Here is a 20,655-nt window from a genome sequence, read left to right as displayed (position 1 = left end):
TTCCGAAACGCCACCCATGCCACCGCCCGTGTCGCCGCCACGGGCCTTCAGCCTGTTGCGCGACCGGGTACCGGCCGACATGGCGGCCAGACTTGTCGCGCGCATCGGTGGCATCGAGGTCGGGGAGCCGGATCCCGGCGAGCCCGGCGGCTTTCCGGCCGAACCCGCGGTCGAGGCTCAACTGATCGACCGGGCCGACCGCGACCTCATCCGCGCCGCCTTCGGGCGCAGCCCCTTCCTGACCGTGGAACTGGGGGAGGGCACCGACGGACCGGCGGCGCTGCTGGACGACTGGTCCGCCGCTCCTGCGGCCGAGCACCCGTGCCGGCCGGGCTTCTACCTGTCGCTGACCACCGGCAGCGCCTATGGGCTGCAATGCGCGGTGCTGGTCTGCGACGAACTGGCCCGCCGCGGCGTGCTCGACCCGCACCGGCGGTCCGACATGGAATTGTGCCTGCACGAGGCCGTGGTGAACGCCATCGTCCACGGCAATCTCGGGCTGTCCAGCGCCGCCAAGGGCGAACCCGGCGGCTATCGCCGCTTCAGCGAGATGATGCGTGCCCGGCTGGGCGACCCGGCGATGATCCGGCGGCGGCTCGACATCTTCTGCCGCTGGGACAACCGGAGCATCACGATCGCCGTGCTCGACCAGGGCGGCGGCTTCGACGCCGTGCTGGCGGCGGCCGGCGGCGGCGGAACGGCGCGGTCGGGACGCGGCTTCGTCTTCATGCGCGCATTGGCCAGCCGCGTGACGGTGACGGACGGCGGACGCTGCACCATCCTGCAGTTCGACCGTTGATGGACAGCCCATGGCCATACCCCCCCTCTCCCTGGCCGATTGCCGGGTCCTGATCGTCGACGACAACGAGTTCAACAGGAAGTCGCTGTCGCTGGTCATCCGCCGTGCCGGGATCACCGGCATCGCCTTCGCCGAAAACGGGCAGGAGGGGCTGGCCGCCGTCGATCGCTTCCGCCCCGATCTCGTCCTGCTCGACGTGGACATGCCGGTGATGAACGGGCTCGACATGTGCCGCGCCCTGCGGCGCACGGCGACCCACGAGGCGCTGCCGGTGCTGTTCCAGACGGCGTTGGACAGCGACGACGAGCAGGTGCGCTGCTTCGAAGCCGGAGGAAACGACTTCATCTCCAAGCCGATCCGGCCCGGCGAATGCGTGGCCCGCGTCCGTCACCAGCTTGAGAGGCGCAAGCTGTTCGGCGATCTGGCGGCCTTCCGCGAGCGGGTGCAGCGCGAGCTGTCGCATGCCCGCGCCATGCAGATCTCGCTGCTGCCCGAAAGCCGCAGGCTGGCGGAGGTGGCGCAGCGCTACGGCCTGACGCTGGACTCCCATTTCCAGACCTCGTCGGAACTGGGTGGCGATTTCTGGGGGATCTATCCGCTGGGCGACCGCCGGCTGGCCGTGCTGATGATCGATTTCGCCGGCCACGGCATCACCGCCGCCATCAACACCTTCCGCCTGCACACGCTGATCGACCGCTTTCCCATGCAGCATGTGACGCCGTCGCAGTGGCTGATGCAGTTGAACGCCGCGCTGAAGGACGTGCTGCCGACGGGGCAGTTCGCCACCGCCTTCTTCGGCATCCTGGATCTGGCCACCGACACGCTGACCTTCGCGGCGGCGGGATCACCCAACCCGGTGCTGGGAACGCCGGCCGCCGGCGGTGGCGCCAGGATCAGGCTTCTCGACTCGGCGGGGCTGGTGCTGGGCGTGTCGCACCGGGCGACCTATGCCGACCAGAGCCACCGGCTGCCGCGCGGCGGCTTCCTGTTCCTCTACAGCGACGCGCTGATCGAATGCCCGGGAGAGCAGGCCGGGCCGATCGGGCAGGATGCGGTTCCCGACCTCGTGCGCGAGGCCCTGGCCGGCGACCGCCAGCACCCGCTGCGCCCGATGATGGAGCATTTCTACGCCCGGAGCCGCCTGCCGCTGGGCGACGACCTGACCGCGGTGTGGATCGCCCGGCGGGCCTGACGCCGGCGGAATCCCCAAGGCCGGAGGGCCGTCAGGGGGCGAACTGCTCCTTGAGGATGCGCTCCTCGAAGTTCAGTTCCGGATCGAACAGCAGCGTCAGGCCGACCTCCCGGCATTCGGCGACCTCGACGCACAGCACCTCGCGCACCTCGGTGAAGTCGGCGACGGCGCTGACCGGCCGCTTCGCCTCCTCCAGGATGTCGAAGGTGATCTTGGCGGTGTGCGGCAGCAGGGCGCCGCGCCAGCGCCGCGGGCGGAAGGTGCTGATCGGGGTCAGGGCCAGCACGCCGGCATTCAGCGGCACGATCGGCCCATGGGCGGACAGGTTGTAGGCGGTGCTGCCGGCCGGCGTCGCCACCAGGGCGCCGTCGCAGATCAGTTCCGGCATGCGGACCACCCCGTCGACGGTGATGCGCAGCTTCGCCGCCTGGCGGGTTTCGCGCAGCAGCGAGACTTCGTTGATGCCGAGCGCCTCGACCCGTTCGCCGTTCACCCGGGTCGCCACCATGCGCAACGGATGAAGGCGGACCTGCTGGGCGGCGACGATGCGTTCCGCGAGATCCTCCTCGCGGTAGGCGTTCAACAGGAAGCCGACCGAACCACGGTTCATCCCGTAGACGGGCGTCGGCCGCTCGCGGTTCCGGGCCAGCGCCCGGTGCAGCGTTTCCAGCAGGAAGCCGTCGCCACCCAGCGCCACGATCACGTCGGCCTGTTCGGCCGGGGCGTTGCCGTAGCGGTGGACCAGCCGCGTGCGCGCGGCGCGCGCCTCCTCGGTGTCCGCGCAGGCGACGGCGATGCGCAGGGCGTCCGGAGGGGGAAGCGAGGACGCCGGCGGCTGGGCGGGCGAAGCGGCGGGATCGGTCATGCCGCGACCATACCCCAGTCGGGCCGGGGCGCAAAAGCACGCGCAGCGATGTCGCGGCGCAAAAGAACGATCCGTACGCACTCCAACGAAAAAAGGGAGGCCGCGAGGGCCTCCCTTTTCTCTTCCTGCCGTTGCGGCCGATGGTACCGTCGATGGTGCTGCCGACGTTACTCGGCCATCTCCGACAGCATCTCCTCGTCGTCGTCGCCGGAGCTGCGCTTCGGCCGGTTGCCTTCGGTGTACTCGAAGGCCGGCTTGTCGTCCTGCACCGTGACCTTGACCAGTCCACCCTTGGCGAGCTTGCCGAACAGCAGCTCCTCCGCCAGCGGCTTCTTGATGTACTCCTGGATCACGCGGCCGAGGGGGCGGGCACCGTACAGCGGGTCGTAGCCCTTCTTGCCCAGCCACTCGCGGGCCTCGTCGTTCAGCTCGATGGTGACGCCGCGGTCTTCCAACTGCGCTTCCATCTGCATCACGAACTTGTCGACCACGCGGTTGATCACCTCCTGCGTCAGCGGGGCGAAGGGGATGATCGCATCCAGGCGGTTGCGGAACTCCGGCGTGAAGGTCCGCTCCACCGCCTCGACATCCTCGCCGACCCGGCGGTCACGCTCGAAGCCGATGGCGGGCTTGGCCATGTCGGCGGCCCCGGCATTCGAGGTCATGATCAGGATGACGTTGCGGAAGTCGACGATCTTGCCGTTGTGGTCGGTCAGCTTGCCGTGGTCCATGATCTGCAACAGGATGTTGAACAGATCCGGATGCGCCTTCTCGATCTCGTCCAGCAGCAGCACGCAGTGCGGGTGCTGGTCGATGGCGTCGGTCAGCATGCCGCCCTGGTCGAAGCCGACATAGCCCGGAGGGGCGCCGATCAGCCGCGACACCGTATGCCGCTCCATGTACTCCGACATGTCGAAGCGGGTCAGCTCGATGCCGAGCGTCATGGCGAGCTGGCGGGCCACCTCGGTCTTGCCGACGCCGGTCGGGCCGGTGAACAGGTAGTTGCCGATGGGCTTCTCCGGTTCGCGCAGGCCGGCACGGGCCAGCTTGATCGCGGAGACCAGGTTGTCGATCGCCTTGTCCTGGCCGAAGACCATGGTCTTCAGGTCGCGCTCCAGGTTCAGCAGCGTCTCCTTGTCGTCGCGGCTGACCGACTTCGGCGGGATGCGGGCGATCTTGGCGACCACCGCCTCCACATCCTTCACGCCGATCTTCTTGCGGCGCTTGTTCTCCGGCAGCAGCATCTGCGCGGCGCCGACCTCGTCGATGATGTCGATCGCCTTGTCGGGCAGCTTGCGGTCGCCGATGTACTTGGCCGACAGCTCCACGGCGACGCGGATGGCGTCGTTGGTGTAGGTGACCTTGTGGTGCTTCTCGTAGTAGGGCTTCAGGCCCTGCAGGATCTTCACCGCGTCCTCGACCGACGGCTCGTTGACGTCGATCTTCTGGAAGCGGCGGACCAGCGCCCGGTCCTTCTCGAAGTAGCTGCGGTATTCCTTGTAGGTGGTCGAGCCGATGCAGCGCAGCGCGCCGGAGGCCAGCGCGGGCTTCAGGAGGTTCGACGCATCCATGGCGCCGCCCGAGGTGGCGCCGGCGCCGATCACCGTGTGGATCTCGTCGATGAAGAGGATGGCCCCCTCAGTCGCCTCGAGTTCGGACACGACGGCCTTCAGCCGCTCCTCGAAGTCGCCGCGGTACCGCGTGCCGGCAAGCAGCGAGCCCATGTCGAGCGCGAAGATGGTGGCGTTGCGCAGCACCTCCGGCACTTCCTGCTGGACGATGCGCCGCGCCAGGCCCTCGGCGATGGCGGTCTTGCCAACGCCCGGGTCGCCGACGTAGAGCGGGTTGTTCTTCGATCGCCGGCACAGGATCTGGATGGTCCGTTCGACCTCCTGCTCCCGGCCGATCAGCGGATCGATCTTCCCGCCGGACGCCTTCTTGTTCAGATTGACGCAATAAGCCTCGAGCGCTTCGCTGCCTTTTTTCACGACCTTCTCCGCCGCCGCCTCGTCGTCAGCGCCCGAGACCCGCTTGGTATCCGAGCGGCCCGGAGCCTTCGCGATTCCGTGAGAGATGTAGTTGACCGCGTCGAACCGGGTCATCTCCTGCTCCTGCAGGAAGTAGACTGCGTGGCTCTCGCGTTCAGAGAACAAGGCAACGAGCACGTTTGCTCCCGTCACCTCCTCACGTCCGGACGACTGGACGTGGATGGCCGCACGCTGCAGAACCCTTTGGAATCCAGCCGTTGGCTTGGCGTCGTCGGGCCTGTTCGTGATAAGGTTCGCAAGTTCGTTGTCGAGGTAATCCGACAGTTCCGCGCGCAGTCGGTCGAGATCGATCCCGCAGGCGCGCAGGACGGCGGTGGCATCGGAGTCTTCGGTCAACGCGAGAAGCAGGTGTTCGAGCGTCGCGTATTCATGCCTGCGCTCGTTCGCGTGGGCCAGGGCTCGGTGCAGAGTCTGTTCCAGGTTACGCGACAGCATGTGTGGGTCTAATCCTTTTCTAACGTGCATTGCAGCGGATGCTGGTTCTGGCGCGCAAAGTCCATCACCTGCGTGACTTTCGTCTCCGCCACCTCGTAGGTGAACACGCCGCACAACCCCACACCCCGCCGGTGCACATGCAGCATGATCCGGGTCGCCTCCTCGCGCGTCTTGCTGAAGAAGCGTTCGAGTACCAGAACGACGAACTCCATCGGAGTGTAATCGTCGTTCAGCATCAAGACCTTATACATCGACGGTTTCTTGGTCTTCGGCTTGGTCTTGACGACCACGCCGCTGTTTGTCCCGTCGTTGCCGTGCTTGTCAGAGTCGGCCATGGTCCCAGTCGAATGTCATCGCGATGCACTGTGTATAACGATGATATGGGCATTTCGGGCGCGCTGGGAAGGGGCCGATTACGGTCTCCCTCCATTTGGCAGACCCCCCTTTGATCCGGTGGACGTCCCGCCACCCCGAAATAGGAGACATCGCTTTCGGCCGGGGCGCAATCGGCGGGAAACCCTAGGTCTTTCAGCGGCGCCGCGGCGCTTCGCCATTACTATGGCGCATGGCTGCCTGACCATCGGGGAAAAGGCCGCGCCCGACCGGCTGCGGCAGACCGCGCGGGCGAAACGGCAACGGCCCGGCATCCCTGGAACGGGAATGCCGGGCCGTTGTGGGCGGCGCTGGATGTAGGCGTCGTCGGCTGCCGGATCAAGGCGGCCCCGGACAGGGGCCGACCCTTGGATCCGGTCAGGCGGCGACCGGCTTCTTCGCCAGCGTCTGGACCGAGGCGCTCACACGGGCGCTCAGCGGGGCCAGCGCCTCGTTGGCGACCTTGACCGTCAGCTCCTGCAGCCGGGTGCTCTCCGAGACCAGCGCCTCGAAGCTCGCCTTGGCATAGGCGTTCTGCAGCTCGACCAGCTCCTGGATGGTCTTGACCGCCAGCAGGGCCTTGGCATTGGAGACGCTCTTCTCCATCGAGGCCTGGGTGAAGGCGGCGACCTGCTTGCCGGCCTCTTCGGCGCCCTTGGCGACGATGGTGCCCGACTTCACGACGGCGTCGACGTTCTGCTTGGTCAGCGCGGACAGCTCGTCATAGCCCTTCAGCACCTGAGCGGAGGCCTTCTCGATCTGTTCCTGCTGGGCCTTCACCAGCCCCTCCAGGTTCTGCTTGGCGGTGGCGATGGCGTCTTCGATGGACTTGGTGGCGGTGGCGAACTGGTCGGTCATGGCGATGCTCCTCACGCTCTCTCAGGGGCAGGCGCACGGTCCCGCGATGCGGCGGCCGGACGCGGAGTGGGTTCGATCCCCCGGACCCCGTTCGAACCGGGCATCCGGTGAATGCTGCACTGCAACATAGGCTCTATGTAAGGCAGGCTCTTCCTGAAGTCAACGGCGTATTGTGCAGCGCACAATCGGTGGCGGCTCGACGCTGCGGAGCGGTCCCCCGGACGGCCAAGGCCCGGCGACCGTCGGGTCGCCGGGCCTTGGCTGGCTGTGGCTGGCTGGCCGTGTCCTGATGCCCGGACCGTCACGACCGGTCCGTTCGGGCCGGACGCGAGGGCCATGCGACGGCGGGCGGGATGGAGCCCGACTGGACAGCGGACGGGTGCCGGCCTGGCAGCGCCGCGAGCGCCGTCGTTCAGGCCGCGAGCGGATTGGCGACCGGCTTGGCGACCGGCTTCGACAGGGTTTCCACCGTTGCGGTGACGCGGGCGTTCAGCGGAGCCAGCGCCTCGTTGGTCACCTTGGTGGTCAGTTCCTGCAGGCGCGAGGTTTCCGCCAGCATGGAATCGAAGCTGGACTTGAGGAAGTCGTTCTGCAGTTCGATCACCTCCTGCAGCGTCTTGGCGGACAGCAGCGCCCGGCCGGCGGCGATCGACTTGTCCAGCGCCGACTGGCCGTAGGCGACGACCTCGCGGCCGAGATCCTCCGCACCCTTGGCGGCAATGGTCGAGCTGGCGATCAGCGCCTCGGCGTTGGCCTTGCCGGCGGCCTGGAGGTCCTCGTAGCTCTTCAGCATCTGGGCGGTCGCCTTCTCGAACTGTTCCTTGGCGGCGGTCGCGGTCTGCTCGAACTGCTTGAGCGTCTGCTCCTGGCCGGCCTTCACCAGCCCCTCATACTGCTCCTTGGCCTGGGTGGTGACGGAATCGATCGACTTCGGGTTGAACTGGTTCATGACGCGCGTTCCTTCCTCGCTGACGCCGGCTTTGCCGGATGGATAGGCCCGGGCCGCCGGAGGGCGGTCGCGAAGCCTGCCGGCAGCGGTTCTGTTGCATTTGCGAATGTGCAGCGGCATCCCGGGCAGGCTTCCGGACCACGGACAGAGCCCGCCATGGATGTTGCGATGCAATATGAGCAATCTATGAGATTGCCCGCGCAGGTGTCAACTGTCCGTTGGTCGGGCGTCCCAGGGGGCCTTGCGGCGCCGCACCATACCAGTAAGACGCGAAACAAATCCGCCACCACTTTCGGAAGAGATGCGCCCGAAGGGGCCGGTGGCGAGAGGGCGGGTCCGGTTCCATTCCTTAACGAAGGCTTTACCGGCGGTGCGCCAAGTGTAACGGTGCCGCAGGCGGGAATCGCCTCGGCAAAAGGTCAGGTGCGGCGCTTCGACGCCCGCCACTGCCGCTTCCGCTCCTCGGGCCGCATCTTCGGGACCATTCGATCATGACCTATTGCCTTGGCATCAAGACCCGCGACGGCCTGATCGGTCTGTCGGACGGCCGCATCACCAGCGGCTCGCAGCTTTCGTCCGCCCGCAAGGTGACGATGATGGGCAGCGGCGGCGACCGCTTCTTCATCATGAATTCCGGCCTGCGCAGCGTGCGGGACAAGACTCTGGCCTATCTGCGCCGCGACATGCAGAAGCGCCGGGGCGAGTCCTACCCGACGATGCTGGACGCGGTGTCGGCCTTCACCACCTGCCTGCGGCAAGTTGCCGCGGAGGACAGGGAGGCGCTGGAGGCGTCCAAGCTGAATTTCAACCTGCACGCCATCATCGGCGGGCAACTCGCCGAGGACCGGGAGCCCTTCATGTTCCTGGTCTATCCCGAAGGCAACTGGATCGAGGTCGACGAGCGCACGCCCTACCTGTCGATCGGCGCCACCGCCTACGGCAAGCCGATCCTCGACCGGGCGCTGACCTACGGCACCGACATGCAGACGGCGCTGAAGCTCGCCTACCTCTCCTTCGACAGCACGCGCTTCTCCACCAACGACGTCGGCTTCCCCATCGACATGGTGTCCTACCATGCCGAATCGCGGAGCTGGCGCATGTCGAACTACGACTACGACGACCTGGGCGAGCAGCGCCAATGGTGGAACCGCAACCTGACCGAACTGGCGCGCCGCATGCCCGACGGTCCGTGGGTGGAGACGCTGATGCCGGAAAGCCTGCGCCCGCGCGCGCCGGCCGAAGAAGCGGTCTGACCGCCCGCCCGGCGGATGCCGGGGGGTGACCCCGGCATCGCGCCCTTTCCCGAGCGCTGCCCGGCGCCGCGCTTACCAGCGCGCGAGGCCGCTGAGCAGCGCGCCGAAGGGGGCCGTCGGGCCGACCAGCCCGTCGCGATCCACCTCCACCTCGAAAAAGAGCCCGTCCTCCGCGCGGTCCCCCGCGCTCGGCCGCGTCCGCGGCGCATCGCCCGGCGGCGGCAGGGTGGGAAAGGCGACGCCCGTCGGATCGATGCGCCGCAACGCCTCCGGGAAGCCGGCTTCGGTGAAGCGGCGGGACGGGTAGGGATAGGCGGTGAAGAACCACTGCCCGGCCCGGCAGCCGCTGATCAGCCAATAGAAGCCGTTCGACGGCAATCGCATGTCGCGCGGCGGCGGTTCGAACGCACCGTCCTCGCCCAGCCGGCCGACCAGGCTGTCGAACTGCGCCGGGGTGAGCTGGATGGTCGCCGTACGGCCGCGTGCCGCCGAGAAGGGGTCGGCCGGGGTGAGGCGGGCAAGGTCGGTCGCCTCGATGACATGCGCCTCGATGGCGGCACCGCCCTTGCCGGGGTCCGAGACGACGTCGTAGGTGCGGACATGCCGGTTGTAATCGGCGTTGAAGACGAGCCGGAACCGGTCCGCGCCGTCCTTGCCGCAGCGCGACCGCAGGTCGTCGCCATTGAGATAGCTGAACCAGCTCAACTTGCGCGCCGCCGGGTTGTCGGTCGGCCCGACGGAGGAGCAGCCGGCGAGGGCGAGCAGCGCCGCGGCGAGCGGGATGGCCAGCGGTGCGGCGACGCGGACCGCGGTGATCGGACCTCCTGTGACGGGAATGGCGCTCGGATCGGCTCTTCGGTGACCACGGCTCATTGTCGCTTGCCTCGCGTCAGCAGCCCCTGGTAGGTGGAGGATGAAGGCCGGCGGGGCAAGCCCCGATCGTCCGGTTCCCGGCGGTTCCGGCCGGTTCCGGCCGAACGAAGTCGACCAGCTACACCTCTGCCCCCGTCCGATACCTCTTCTGCCTGGATTTCTCATCCGGGCCAAGGAAAAGGGCAAAAGCAGAAGTAAGAAATTAACGAATTCCTGCTAGACACTGATTTCGCAGGAATTTAACATTGAACAAAGCACCAAAATCTAGCGGTTGGCGGGGCCATCATGAGTGTAACGCGCAACACCGTTCGTAACGGGTTGTTTCCCTTCGCCTTTTGTGCGTCGGGTGCGGCCCGCGGGCGGAGTTTGGCGGGTATCGGTCGCGGTCTTTTCGCCGCCGTGGCTGTCCTGGGCGCGCTGACGCTGGCGTCCGGCCTGTCGGCGGCGGGGGCGCTGGCCGCCAAGGCCACCGCGATCGTCGTCGACGCCCGCAGCGGGCAGGTGCTGTACGACCAGGACGCCGACGCCCTGGTCCACCCGGCGTCCCTGACCAAGATGATGACGCTCTACCTGACCTTCGACGCGCTGGACGACGGCCGCCTGCGGCTCGACCAGCAGCTTCCGGTCTCCTCCTGGGCGGAAAGCATGACGCCGACCAAGCTCGGGCTGCGCGCCGGCCAGACGCTGAAGGTCGAGACCGCGATCCTCGGCCTGGTCACCAAGTCGGCCAACGATGCCGCCGTGGTGCTGGCGGAGGCGCTGGGCGGCACCGAGTCGCGCTTCGCCGAGATGATGACCCGCAAGGCGCGCGAGCTCGGGATGCGCCACACGCTCTACCGCAACGCCTCCGGCCTGCCGAACATGGAGCAGGTGACCACCGCGCGCGACTATGCCACGCTGTCGCGCGCCCTCATGCGCGACCACCCCAAGTACTATCCGTATTTCAGCCGCCGCAGCTTCGTCTATGGCGGGCGCACGCTGGCCAACCACAACCACCTGATGTCCCGCTACGAGGGGATGGACGGCATCAAGACCGGCTACACCGTGGCGTCCGGCTTCAATCTCGCCGCCTCCGCGGTGCGCGACGGGCGCCGGCTGGTGGGCGTGGTGATGGGCGGCAAGTCGGTGGCCTCCCGTGACAGCCGCATGGCGGCGCTGCTCGACCAGGCATTCGGCCGCGGTGAACGGCCGCGGGACGGCGAGGCGCTGGTGGCCAGCCTCGACACCACGAGCTCCGACGTCATCGACGGCGAGGGGGACGACGACGACGAGGAGCCGGCGGCCCGTGCCAAGCCGACCCGCGCCGTCCAGGTCGCCGCGGTTCCCGTGGCGCCGCCGGTGAAGGAGGACAAGCCGGCGCGCGGCGCCGCCGCCACCCGCTGGGGCGTTCAGGTTGGGGCCTTTTCCAGCCGTGCCGCCGGCAACAAGGCGGTCAGCCAGGCGGTCAAGCAGGCTCCCGTCCTGCTGCGCGGCGCCAAGGCCAGCGTCGTCGAGGCCAAGACCGGCAAGGACAAGGTTTACCGCGCCCGGCTGACCGGCCTCGCCGACGAGAAGACGGCGCGCAAGGCCTGCGTGGAGTTGACCAAGCACGGCCATCATTGCGTCGCGGTTTCCCCTGGCGAACGGAGCTGAACGCTCCCCCCACTGCCCCCGGCACTGCCCCCGGGCCGCCCTTTCCGGTCCTGCCGAGAGTGCCGGTCAGGCGCAGCAAATGATCGCGCGGTGATCCTGTCCGGGTCAGCCGCGCGCCATTGCCGCCCGCGCATCGAGGAAGGCCAGCGCCGGCTCCAGCCTTTCCGCCAGGTGCCGTGTCCGGGCCGGCAGGTCGTCGCCGTCGGCGGGCGACACACGAGACCCAGCTGACGGCTCGATGGCGGCTTCGAGATGACGGGCCGCCTGCCGCAGGCCGGGGCAGCCGTACTGGCCGGCGATGCCCGCGATCTTGTGAGCCATCAGCGCCGCGGTGGCGCGGTCCCCGTCCCGCAAGGCCTCCCGCAGGGTCGCGCCGTGCAGGCGCAACGCCCTGGCCGCCTTGTCGATCAGCTCGGCGGCGCGGTCGGCCGGCAGCATCTCGCGCAGGGTCGCGAGCGCACCCTCGTCGAAATCGGCGGCGGTGCCGGCATCGATGCCGGTGCCCGGAGACGCCGGGCGCGCGGGGGCGCTCAGTGCATCCACCAGATCCGGGCGCAGCGGCTTCTCCAGCACGCCGTCGGCACCGCAGGCGGCACAGCGCGCCTGCCCCTCGGCGGTGGCGCTGGCGGTCAGCATCAGGATGCGCGGCGCCGCGCCGCCCGGGCCGCGGCGGATGGCGCCCACCGCCTCGTCGCCCGGCAGGCCGGGCAGGCCGAGGTCCATCAGGATCAGGTCGAACGGCTCGGCGGCGGCGGCGGCGACCGCCGCCGGCCCATCCTCCACCGCGACGACCCGGTGCCCGGCCCGTTGCAGCAGGGCGCGGGCGGCCATGCGGGTGACGGTCTCGTCCTCCGCCAGCAGGATGCGCAGCGATGGAGACCCGTCCATCCGGTCGTTCGGCATGCCCCTCAGGCTCCCGCGGGTTCGAAGATCGCTCCAGTCTAAAGTCCGCTCGGTGCAGAGTGAAGCACCAGACAGGCTCGAAGCTTTTGGTCTTCCGTGTGAGTCACGTTGCAAGCGATACCGCTTGAAACGATCACACCCTAGCGGCTTCCGCCACCCCCCGCACCCCTGCCGGGTCGCCGGGGCACCGGACCGTCCGAGGCGGCCGGTCACACCGTCGGGGACGCCTGGGTGAACATCGGATCCTCGATGCGGTGCAGGCGGCCGGCACCGGTCAGCGCGGCGCGCAGCAGGAGCGCCTTGCGCCGCGGGGCCGCCAGCTTGTGGAGCGGCGCCTCGCGCAGCACCTCCGCCCCATAGGCATCGGCGACCATCAGTCCGCAGTCGTCCGGTATCAGTTCGGCCGGGAAGTCGGCATCCACGGCGAAGTAGAAGGCGTCGCACCACTCCCTGTAGTCCTGCCACTTCTGGTCGGAACGGAAGTCCGCGACGCAGCTCTTCACCTCCACGATGAGGATGCCGCCGGCGTCGTCGATCGCCAGCACATCGGCGCGGCGGCCGCTCGACAGGCGGAACTCGGTCAGGCTGGAATAGCCGCGGGTGGCCAGGGACCGCCGGACCCCACGGAAGATCGGCGGCGCGCGGCCGACGGTGGCGAGCGGATCGTCGCTCATCACGCGGCATGTCCGGCTGGAAAAGAACGGGTCATGAACATCCTTGGTACAATGCCGCAGCCCCGCCCCGCAGCCAAGGCCAAAACGTCGGCGAACGCTCCAAAACGCTCCAAGCTCCTCGTTGCGCCTTCCGGTGCCCTCCAGCACTTAGAGTCTTCCGTGTGATTCACGTTTCAGGCGATACCGCTTGAAACGATCACACTCTAGGAACCGGAGGAAGCACCGGAAGGGGAGCGGGACGTCGGCGGCCGGGCCGGGCCGCACATGGCGCGGGGAAGGCTGCGCGACGCCGGGAACACCAGCACGGCCGAGGTGCCAGAGCCGGTTTCGCTGATCAGCTCCAGCCGACCCTCGTGTATCTCGACCAGCCGTTTGACGATGGGCAGGCCAAGCCCGACCCCCTTGGAATTGCGGGCGATGGTGCTGTCCGACCGCTCGAAGGGCTGGAGGACGCGGGACAGGTCGTCGACCGGGATGCCGACGCCGGTATCGGCCACCATCAGCCCGATCCCGCCGTCCGGCATGACGCGGGCGGTCAGCACCGCCCGGCCGCCGGGCGGGGTGAAGGTGACGGCATTGGACAGCAGGTTGGTCAGCATCTGCCCGATCGCCGAGGCGTCACCGCGCAGCAGCGGCAGGTCCGCCGGCACGTCCCGATGGAGGGTGACGTGCCCCTCGGCTGCCGACGGCTCCAGCGAACCCATCACCTGCCGCGAAAGAACCGCGAGATCGATCGCGTCCTCGGCCAGGGTGGCGCGGCCGGCGTCGATGTTCGACAGTTCGAGGAGGTCGTCGACCAGGGCGAGCAGGTGGGAGCCGGCTTCGCGGATGTCGGTGGCATAGCCGCGGTAGCGCGGGCTCCCGAGCGGGCCGAAAGGCTCCGACAGAAGCAGTTCGGAAAAGCCGAGGATGGCGTTCAGCGGGGTGCGCAGTTCGTGGCTCACCTGTGCCAGGAACTCGCGCTTGACCTTGTCGGCGCTCTCGGCGGCACGGTGGGCGGGAACCGGGGTGGGGCCGAGGTCGACCAGCGTCACGCACAGGGCGGCCGGGGTCGGGCCGCTCTGCACCGGGGTGGCGGAGACCCGCCAGCGCATGGGCGTGACTCCGCGCCTCGCGGTCACGGTCCGCTCGACCGGCCGGCGCAGGGCGTCGACGAGGATCGAGAACAGGGCCGGGCAGGCGGAGTCTGTGGAATCGCCGTGCAGTCGCCGGCCGGCGAGCGGTCCCGTGCCGAGCAGCCGTTCGGCCGCGGGGTTCGCGGCCTGCCACATCAGATCGACGACGGCCCCGGTGCTGTCGTGGTATGCGGAAAGGACCCCGGCCGCGTCGGGCAGGAATGCCAGCGCCGCTGCCGGCAGCGCGTTCGCGATACGGCCGCCGACGGAGTCCGGAGCATGAGTCGACTGGATTTCGTCCGATCCCCTTTGGTCCCGCTCCCGGCGAGCGCAAGTCTTCGCACTGGAGTCCATGACGGCATGATTTATATACATCCCTAATAAAGGTTAAAAAAATGCCGCCGCCGGCCACTCAATATTTGTCCAAATGTAACAATTTTCCCATTTCGGCGTGCCGGAGATTTTGGATTTATCTAAAATACCGCAAAAGTTATGATTGAGTATGACGTCACGATGTTCACGTTGTATCTGCCCAATGGCCGGCTTTGCAGCGTCGGCCGCCTTCCTTAGTGTGGCGGGCGCGGTGCGGGTTCTATGGCAGGTGCGACGGTGAATGGCGGCCACGACGATGTCCGCGGTGCTGCGCCTCCGCTTCTGGTGTTCGGTGCCGACGGGCGGCTGATGGATTGGACTGCGGGCTCCGACCGCTGGCCGGGTCTCGCGGGCCGGCTCGCCGTCGGCGTGCCCGCGGCCGAGCTGGAGCCTCACGCTGCCGGCCGCCGCGTGGAGCGGCTGTCCGGCGGCGGCATGCTCTGGCGCCATGAACAGGCTTCCCCCGAGCAGTCCTCCCCCGAGCAGTCCTCCCCCGACCAGTCTTCCCCCGACCAGTCTTCCCCCGACCAGTCTTCCCAACGCCAACCGCGCCGCGACCCGCAGCCGGGCGATGCGCCCGCGGCCATGCGCGATCCCGCCGGACGGCTGTTCGCGGCGGCGAGCCACGACCTGCGCCAGCCGCTTGCCGCCCTGTCGCTGTTGATCGGCACGCTGGATGGCGTGCTCGACACTGCGCCGGGCAGCGGGCTCGGCAGCGGGCTCGGCGGCGGTCTCAACGGTGGTCTCAGCGGCGGCCGTTCGTCCGGACCGTCCCGGGGAGCGGCCGACGGTTCCAGCCGCGACCTCCTGCGCTCGATGACCCAGGCGGTGGAGTCGATGCGCAGCATGGTCGACGGCCACTTCGATCTGGTGCGGCTTGAGAGCGGGCTGGTGGAACCGGAAATCCGCAGCCATGCCGTCAACGGCGTGCTGATGCGGCTGGCGCTGGACGTTGCGCCGCGGATCGCCGATCGCGGGCTCCGCTTCACGGTGATGCCGTGCTCCGCAATGGTGCGGACCGATTCGGCCCTGCTGGAGCGGCTGCTGCACGGCCTGGTCGCCAATGCGCTGCGCGCGACGACGCGCGGCCGGGTATTGGTCGGTTGCCGCAGCCGCGGGGACGGCCTGCACATCGAGGTGTGGGACACCGGCCGAGGTCAATCGGCCGAGCGGCTGGCGGCGCTGCGCGAGGATCTGAACCGGCCGGCGGGGGAAGGGGCCGCGGCGCTGGGCCTGGACCTGACCCTTGTCCGCGGCCTCGCCCGGCGGCTTGGGCTGGGGCTGGAGGTCCGCTCCACGGAAGGGCGGGGGACCGTCTTCGTGGTCGTGGTGCCGAAATCGGCCGAGCCCGCGGACTGGCCCGGCGAGGGGCTGGCCTCCGGCGACACGCCGGGCGGCGGGCCGGGTGACCGGCAGCAGGCCGGGACGGCCGACATCAGCCAGACCCGCATCCTGGTCGTCGAGGACGATCCCATGGTGCTGGCGGCGCTGGAGGCGCTGCTGGGCCAGTGGGGCTGCGCCGTGGTGGGGGCGGAATCCTACGACGCCGCCGTACGGCGGATCGGGCCGGAACCCGATCCGTTCGACCTGATCATCTCCGACCTGCGGCTGAAAGGCGCGGCGAACGGCATCGTCGCCATCCGGCAACTCGCCATGCTGTTCGATCGCCCGGTTCCGGGAATGATCCTCACCGGCGACACCGATCCCAAGCGGCTGCGCGAGGCCCGGCTGTCGGGCTATCCCCTCCTGCACAAGCCGGTCGCACCGCTGGCCCTGCGCGCCGTCGTCCTGCGTCTGCTCGGCCGCGACCCTCCTTGATGGTAAAGACACTGAACTAAATATTCGATTGGCCGCGACCGGTCCGTTCAGTAAAGGACGGGGCTGCATCCTTTCGATGTGGCGCAATGTCCGGGCTGAAACATGAGGTGAGAAGAATCGTCGATTTTCGTCAAGTCCTTGCGCTTCTTTCCAAGGAAGGCCGGTGATGCCCCTGCCGATTGGACGGCTCTAATCCCTCTTTCGTTTAGTCTGCATCTTTTACATACCCTTTTATGCGTTTCCTTGGTTAGGATCGCGGTGGAGAATCGCCATTCGGACGTGTCGCGTGGAGGGCATCGGATGATCTGGGGTCATCGGAGGGTCGGGGGTACGCCGGCACTGCCCGTGATCGTCATCGTCGGTCTGATGCTGTCGCTCTCGGCCTTCCTTCTGGTCCGCAAGGCGACCCTCGACGCCGAACAGAGGCTGGCCGACCGGCAGGCGATCCAGCTTCACGACGAAGTGAAGATGCATTTCGATCGCCAGGGGGTGCTGTTGCGCGCCCTCAGCGGCCCGTTCGCCGGCCCCGCCCCGGTGACCGAGGCGAGTTTCGCCCTGGCGGTCGAGCCGCTGTTGCCGATCTATCCGAACCTGAACGCGGTGGCCTGGGCGCGCCGGATTTCCGCGCGGAACGTCCCGCTGCTGGAGGAGGCGGTGCGGGCGTCCGGGAACGCCTCCTTCACGGTGCGCGGGATGGCGGGGCAGGCCGAGGACGCCTTTGCCGACCGCTTCGTGAACGTGCTGGTGGAACCGCGGGCGGCGCGTGGCCTGATCGGCCTCGACATGGCCAGCCTGCCGGGCCAGCGTGCGCTGTTCGCGCGGTCCTGCGCCGCCAACCGGCTGGCGGCGTCGCAGGACGAAGCCATGCGGACCGAGATCGGCCGCGAGTCCGTGCTGCTCTACCTGCCGGTTTACACCCGCGACATCGATGCCGGCGAGGGTCGGGACGGTGCCCGCATCATCTGCGACGCCCTGAGCGGCTTCCTGTGGACCAGCTTCGACATCGGGCAGTTGCTGCGCGAGGCGGTGGACCGGGTCGGCCTGACGATGGGCGACGCCTATCTGGTGGACCCCGGACCGGAAGCGCCGCGCATCCTGGCGGCCGAGCAAGGGCGGCAGCATCCCGAGAGCGGCGACGGCCCGCCGGCCCTGGCGCGCGCGGTCGGGCAGTTGACCGCCGGTGGCGGCGGAGCGGCGATCGTCCGCGACATCGCCTTCGCCGGACGGGTGTGGCGGCTCTACGTGCTGCCAGTCCGCTCGCCCCTGCTCGATACCGCCGACCGCCTCGCCTGGGCGATGCTGTTCGGCGGCCTGCTGCTGACCGGCGGCTTCGTCGCCTATGTCCGGCGCGAGGCCCGGACCAAGCGCCTGCTGCGGACGGAGGCCCGCGCCCGCGCCGCCATGGCCCGGGCGCTGCGGGAAAGCGAGGAGCGTTTCCGCCTGGCCCTGCGCCATTCCAACGTGACGCTGTTCAGCCAGGACCGCGACCTTCGCCACCTGTGGGTTTATTGCCCGCGGCTGGACCTGCGGCCGGAACGCATGATCGGCCGCACCGACGCCGAGCTTTTCCCCGCCGCCGACGCCGAACGGCTCGGCGCGGTCAAACGCGCGGTGATCGCCGGGGGCATCGGCGCCCGCTGCGAGGTGGACATGGTCTATGGCGGCTACCGTCGGGTGATGGACCTGTCGGTCGAGCCGATGCGCGACGAGACGGGCGCGGTGTCCGGCGTCATCTGCGCCGCCATCGACATGACCGAATCAGTCGAGATCCGCGAGGCGCTGGCCCATGCCCACAGTGAGGCGGAGCGCGCCAACAAGGCGAAAAGCCGTTTCCTCGCCGCCGCCAGCCATGACCTGCGCCAGCCATTCCAGGCGATGAGCCTGTTCCATCACATCCTGCTGACCAAGCTCGACGATCCCCGGCAGGTCGAGGTCGCCAACAAGTTGGGCGAGGCGCTGTCCGCCGGCAACGCCTTGCTGTCGACGCTGCTCGACACCTCGGCGCTCGAAGTGGGCAACGTCAAGCCGCGCGTCGTCGATTTCGACATCCAGGACCTTGTCGCACGGCTGACCGTGGAGATCGGCGACCAAGCCGCCGACCGCGGCCTGGAACTGCGCACCGTTCCCTGCTCGGCCCGCGTGCGCAGCGACCCGATCCTGCTGGAGCGGATGGTGCGCAACCTGCTGGTCAACGCGCTGCGCTACACCGGCGAAGGCCGCATCCTGCTGGGCTGCCGGCGGCACTGCCGGTCGGAGGGGGGCGGCCGGTTGTCGGTCGAGGTCTGGGACACCGGGCCGGGAATTCCCCAAGCCGAGATGGCGGCGATCTTCGACGACTTCTACCGCTGCGATGCCGACCAGCGCGACAACACCGGCGGGCTCGGGCTCGGGCTGTCGATCGTCCGCCGCATGGCCCAGATGCTGGACCATCCGGTGACCGTGAAGTCGCGGGTGGGCTACGGCACCGTCTTCGCGATCAGCGTCCCGCTGGTCGAGGAAACCTGCCGCTGCGCCGCGGCGGCCGACTGACACGGCCTGCCGCCGCCGGTCCCGCCATCGGCGGTCCGCTGCACTGCGCAACGGTGGCAATGGCTGCCTGCGCCGGGCTTTTCAATTCGTCCCGGTGCAAGTTTCGGCTATGCTGCAGCCGCTCAACGATCCGCAACGGCGTCAGTAACCATGCTGTAACAAAGTCCCCGGTGACTTTATTGATGTAGGTCATTGGGGCGCCAAGCCCCGGGAGCTATTGCTTTCGCACATGCTCACTCCTTGAAAAACCAGTGATGGGCAAAGGTTCCGCTTCAAAGGAACCCAACAACAGGGTTCCGGTCCGCGGTCGGGAAACGAGTTCCCATGCGCGGAAACCGGGATCGGGAGGATACGGCCTGCCGCCGTGGCGGGCGCCCTTGCAACAAGGGTGCCCGCCCGGTCTTCGGCAGGCGGCCATCGCCGTCCGGCGCGAGCCCGGGACAGGTGGCCGTCGGTCGGGCGCCGCGATCCTTTAGAGGAGCTTGAAGATGGACACCGCCACCGCCGCCCTCTCCGCCGATCAGGCGGGTCGCAGCGGCATCGTTCCGACCGGCAAGAACGGCAGCACCATGATCGAAAACGTCACTTTCGAAGAAATCCGCATCGGTCAGCAGGCCAGCCTGTCGCGCCGCCTGACCATGGCCGACATCGAGCTGTTCGCCACGGTGTCCGGCGACCTCAACCCGTCCCATGTCGACGAGGACTATGCGGCCGACCACAAGGTGGTCGGGCACGGCATGTGGTCGGGCTCGCTGATCTCGGCGGTATTGGGCACGCTGCTTCCCGGTCCCGGCACCGTCTATGTCGGCCAGGATCTGCATTTCGACCGGCCGGTCCTGCTCGGCGACATCGTCACCGTCACCGTCACCGCCAAATCCAAGGACGCCGCCCGCAAGACGGTGGTCTTCGACTGCCTCGCCATCAACCAGGATGGCCGCACGGTGGTCACCGGGCAGGCCGAGGTCGTCGCCCCGACCGAGAAGGTCTGCCGCGCCGCGGCGGAACTGCCGCAGGTCCAGGTGATCCGCCACGACGGCCACGAGTTGATGCTGAAGAAGTGCGAGTCGCTGCCGCCGGTGCCGACCGCCGTCGTCCACCCCTGTGACGAAAGCTCGCTGCGCGGCGCCGTCGAGGCGGCGGAAGCCAACCTGATCGACCCGGTGCTGGTCGGGCCGGAGGCGAAGATCCGCTCCGTTGCCGACGCCTGCGGGCTCGACATCTCCCGCTACCGCATCGTCGACGCCGCCCACAGCCACGCCGCCGCCGAAACCGGGGTGCATCTCGCCCGCACCGGCGCCTGCGAGGCGGTGATGAAGGGCAGCCTGCACACCGACGAGCTGATGGGGGCCGTTGTGAAGAAGGAGACCGGCCTGCGCACCGGCCGGCGGCTCAGCCACGTCTTCGTGATGAATGTGCCCACATATCCGCGGCCCCTGCTGATCACCGACGCGGCGATCAACATCTACCCGACGCTGGAGGACAAGGTCAGCATCGCGCAGAACGCCATCGACCTTGCCAAGGTGCTGGGGACCGAGGTGCCGCGCGTCGCCATCCTGTCGGCCGTCGAGACCATCAACACCAAGATCGCCTCGACGCTGGAGGCGGCGGCCTTGTGCAAGATGGCCGACCGCGGCCAGATCACCGGCGGCATCCTCGACGGCCCGCTGGCCTTCGACAACGCCATCAGCCGCGAGGCGGCCATCACCAAGGGCATCAGGTCCGAGGTGGCGGGGCAGGCCGACATCCTGCTGGTGCCCGACCTGGAGGCCGGCAACATGCTGGCCAAGCAGCTCTCCTTCCTCGCCCATGCCGACGCCGCCGGCATCGTGCTGGGGGCGCGGGTGCCGATCATCCTGACCAGCCGTGCCGACAACGTGCGCACGCGGCTGGCCTCCTGCGCCGTCGCCGTCCTGCTCGCCGCCGCGCGCCGCCGCGGGGCCGCCGCCGCCGCCGCCGAGTGACGGAGGG

Annotated in this window: 16 protein-coding genes; 7 read left to right on the top strand and 9 right to left on the bottom strand. The window is 68.7% G+C overall.

Annotation, left to right across the window (positions count from 1 at the left end):
* Nucleotides 1-16: 16 nt before the first annotated feature.
* Both J2850_RS04600 and J2850_RS04595 read left to right on the top strand, forming a co-directional pair.
* A complete protein-coding gene (locus J2850_RS04600) occupies nucleotides 17-799 on the top strand; it encodes an ATP-binding protein (RefSeq protein WP_209979194.1) in 783 nt (260 codons plus the stop codon).
* A 10-nt stretch (nucleotides 800-809) separates the two neighbouring features.
* Nucleotides 810-1,991: a PP2C family protein-serine/threonine phosphatase gene (locus J2850_RS04595; protein ID WP_209979192.1), complete on the top strand. Its 1,182-nt coding sequence runs from the start codon at nucleotides 810-812 to the stop codon at nucleotides 1,989-1,991.
* A 31-nt stretch (nucleotides 1,992-2,022) separates the two neighbouring features.
* Here J2850_RS04595 and J2850_RS04590 read toward each other — a convergent pair whose 3' ends face one another.
* The 5 genes from J2850_RS04590 to J2850_RS04570 form a co-directional block, all read right to left on the bottom strand.
* Entirely contained in the window at nucleotides 2,023-2,856 is an 834-nt protein-coding gene (locus J2850_RS04590; RefSeq protein ID WP_209979190.1) for an NAD kinase, read from the bottom strand.
* Nucleotides 2,857-3,023: 167 nt separating this feature from the next.
* A complete protein-coding gene (gene clpA, locus J2850_RS04585; RefSeq protein ID WP_209979188.1) occupies nucleotides 3,024-5,339 on the bottom strand; it encodes an ATP-dependent Clp protease ATP-binding subunit ClpA in 2,316 nt (771 codons plus the stop codon).
* 8 nt (nucleotides 5,340-5,347) lie between these two features.
* Complete coding sequence (gene clpS, locus J2850_RS04580) at nucleotides 5,348-5,674, bottom strand: ATP-dependent Clp protease adapter ClpS (RefSeq protein WP_209979185.1); 327 nt, start codon at nucleotides 5,672-5,674, stop codon at nucleotides 5,348-5,350.
* Nucleotides 5,675-6,089: 415 nt separating this feature from the next.
* A complete protein-coding gene (locus J2850_RS04575; protein WP_209979184.1) occupies nucleotides 6,090-6,569 on the bottom strand; it encodes a phasin family protein in 480 nt (159 codons plus the stop codon).
* Nucleotides 6,570-6,981: 412 nt separating this feature from the next.
* Entirely contained in the window at nucleotides 6,982-7,518 is a 537-nt protein-coding gene (locus J2850_RS04570) for a phasin family protein (RefSeq protein WP_209979181.1), read from the bottom strand.
* Between the two features lie 491 nt (nucleotides 7,519-8,009).
* On the opposite strand from J2850_RS04570, the gene J2850_RS04565 reads away from it, so the two are divergent.
* The gene (locus J2850_RS04565; RefSeq protein WP_209979178.1) at nucleotides 8,010-8,771 is read left to right on the top strand and encodes a proteasome-type protease; all 762 of its coding nucleotides are present in this window, start codon (nucleotides 8,010-8,012) and stop codon (nucleotides 8,769-8,771) included.
* Nucleotides 8,772-8,843: 72 nt separating this feature from the next.
* Here the strand turns inward: J2850_RS04565 and J2850_RS04560 are convergent, their stop codons facing one another.
* Nucleotides 8,844-9,644: a hypothetical protein gene (locus tag J2850_RS04560; protein ID WP_246512796.1), complete on the bottom strand. Its 801-nt coding sequence runs from the start codon at nucleotides 9,642-9,644 to the stop codon at nucleotides 8,844-8,846.
* Nucleotides 9,645-10,043: 399 nt separating this feature from the next.
* Here J2850_RS04560 and J2850_RS04555 point away from each other — a divergent pair, with 399 nt between their 5' ends.
* Complete coding sequence (locus J2850_RS04555) at nucleotides 10,044-11,276, top strand: D-alanyl-D-alanine carboxypeptidase (RefSeq protein WP_307353962.1); 1,233 nt, start codon at nucleotides 10,044-10,046, stop codon at nucleotides 11,274-11,276.
* A 105-nt stretch (nucleotides 11,277-11,381) separates the two neighbouring features.
* On the opposite strand, the gene J2850_RS04550 is transcribed toward J2850_RS04555, so the two are convergent.
* The 3 genes from J2850_RS04550 to J2850_RS04540 form a co-directional block, all read right to left on the bottom strand.
* Nucleotides 11,382-12,179, bottom strand: coding sequence for a response regulator (locus J2850_RS04550; protein WP_209979176.1), 798 nt, complete (start codon nucleotides 12,177-12,179; stop codon nucleotides 11,382-11,384).
* Nucleotides 12,180-12,388: 209 nt separating this feature from the next.
* The gene (locus J2850_RS04545; protein WP_209979175.1) at nucleotides 12,389-12,853 is read right to left on the bottom strand and encodes an MmcB family DNA repair protein; all 465 of its coding nucleotides are present in this window, start codon (nucleotides 12,851-12,853) and stop codon (nucleotides 12,389-12,391) included.
* A gap of 203 nt (nucleotides 12,854-13,056) precedes the next feature.
* Nucleotides 13,057-14,322 (bottom strand): sensor histidine kinase, encoded by a 1,266-nt coding sequence (locus J2850_RS04540; RefSeq protein WP_246512795.1) that lies wholly within the window; start codon nucleotides 14,320-14,322, stop codon nucleotides 13,057-13,059.
* A 240-nt stretch (nucleotides 14,323-14,562) separates the two neighbouring features.
* Between J2850_RS04540 and J2850_RS04535 the strand changes: the two genes are divergently transcribed.
* The 3 genes from J2850_RS04535 (at nucleotide 14,563) to J2850_RS04525 (ending at nucleotide 20,648) form a co-directional block, all read left to right on the top strand.
* On the top strand, nucleotides 14,563-16,158 hold the full coding sequence (locus J2850_RS04535; RefSeq protein WP_211113762.1) for an ATP-binding response regulator: 1,596 nt from the start codon (nucleotides 14,563-14,565) through the stop codon (nucleotides 16,156-16,158).
* Between the two features lie 300 nt (nucleotides 16,159-16,458).
* Nucleotides 16,459-18,687 (top strand): ATP-binding protein, encoded by a 2,229-nt coding sequence (locus J2850_RS04530; RefSeq protein ID WP_209979173.1) that lies wholly within the window; start codon nucleotides 16,459-16,461, stop codon nucleotides 18,685-18,687.
* Nucleotides 18,688-19,256: 569 nt separating this feature from the next.
* A complete protein-coding gene (locus J2850_RS04525; RefSeq protein WP_209979383.1) occupies nucleotides 19,257-20,648 on the top strand; it encodes a bifunctional enoyl-CoA hydratase/phosphate acetyltransferase in 1,392 nt (463 codons plus the stop codon).
* Nucleotides 20,649-20,655 lie beyond the last annotated feature (7 nt).

This window comes from Azospirillum picis (assembly GCF_017876115.1).
Classification (GTDB): domain Bacteria; phylum Pseudomonadota; class Alphaproteobacteria; order Azospirillales; family Azospirillaceae; genus Azospirillum; species Azospirillum picis.
This window is presented reverse-complemented; position numbering and strand designations above follow the sequence as displayed.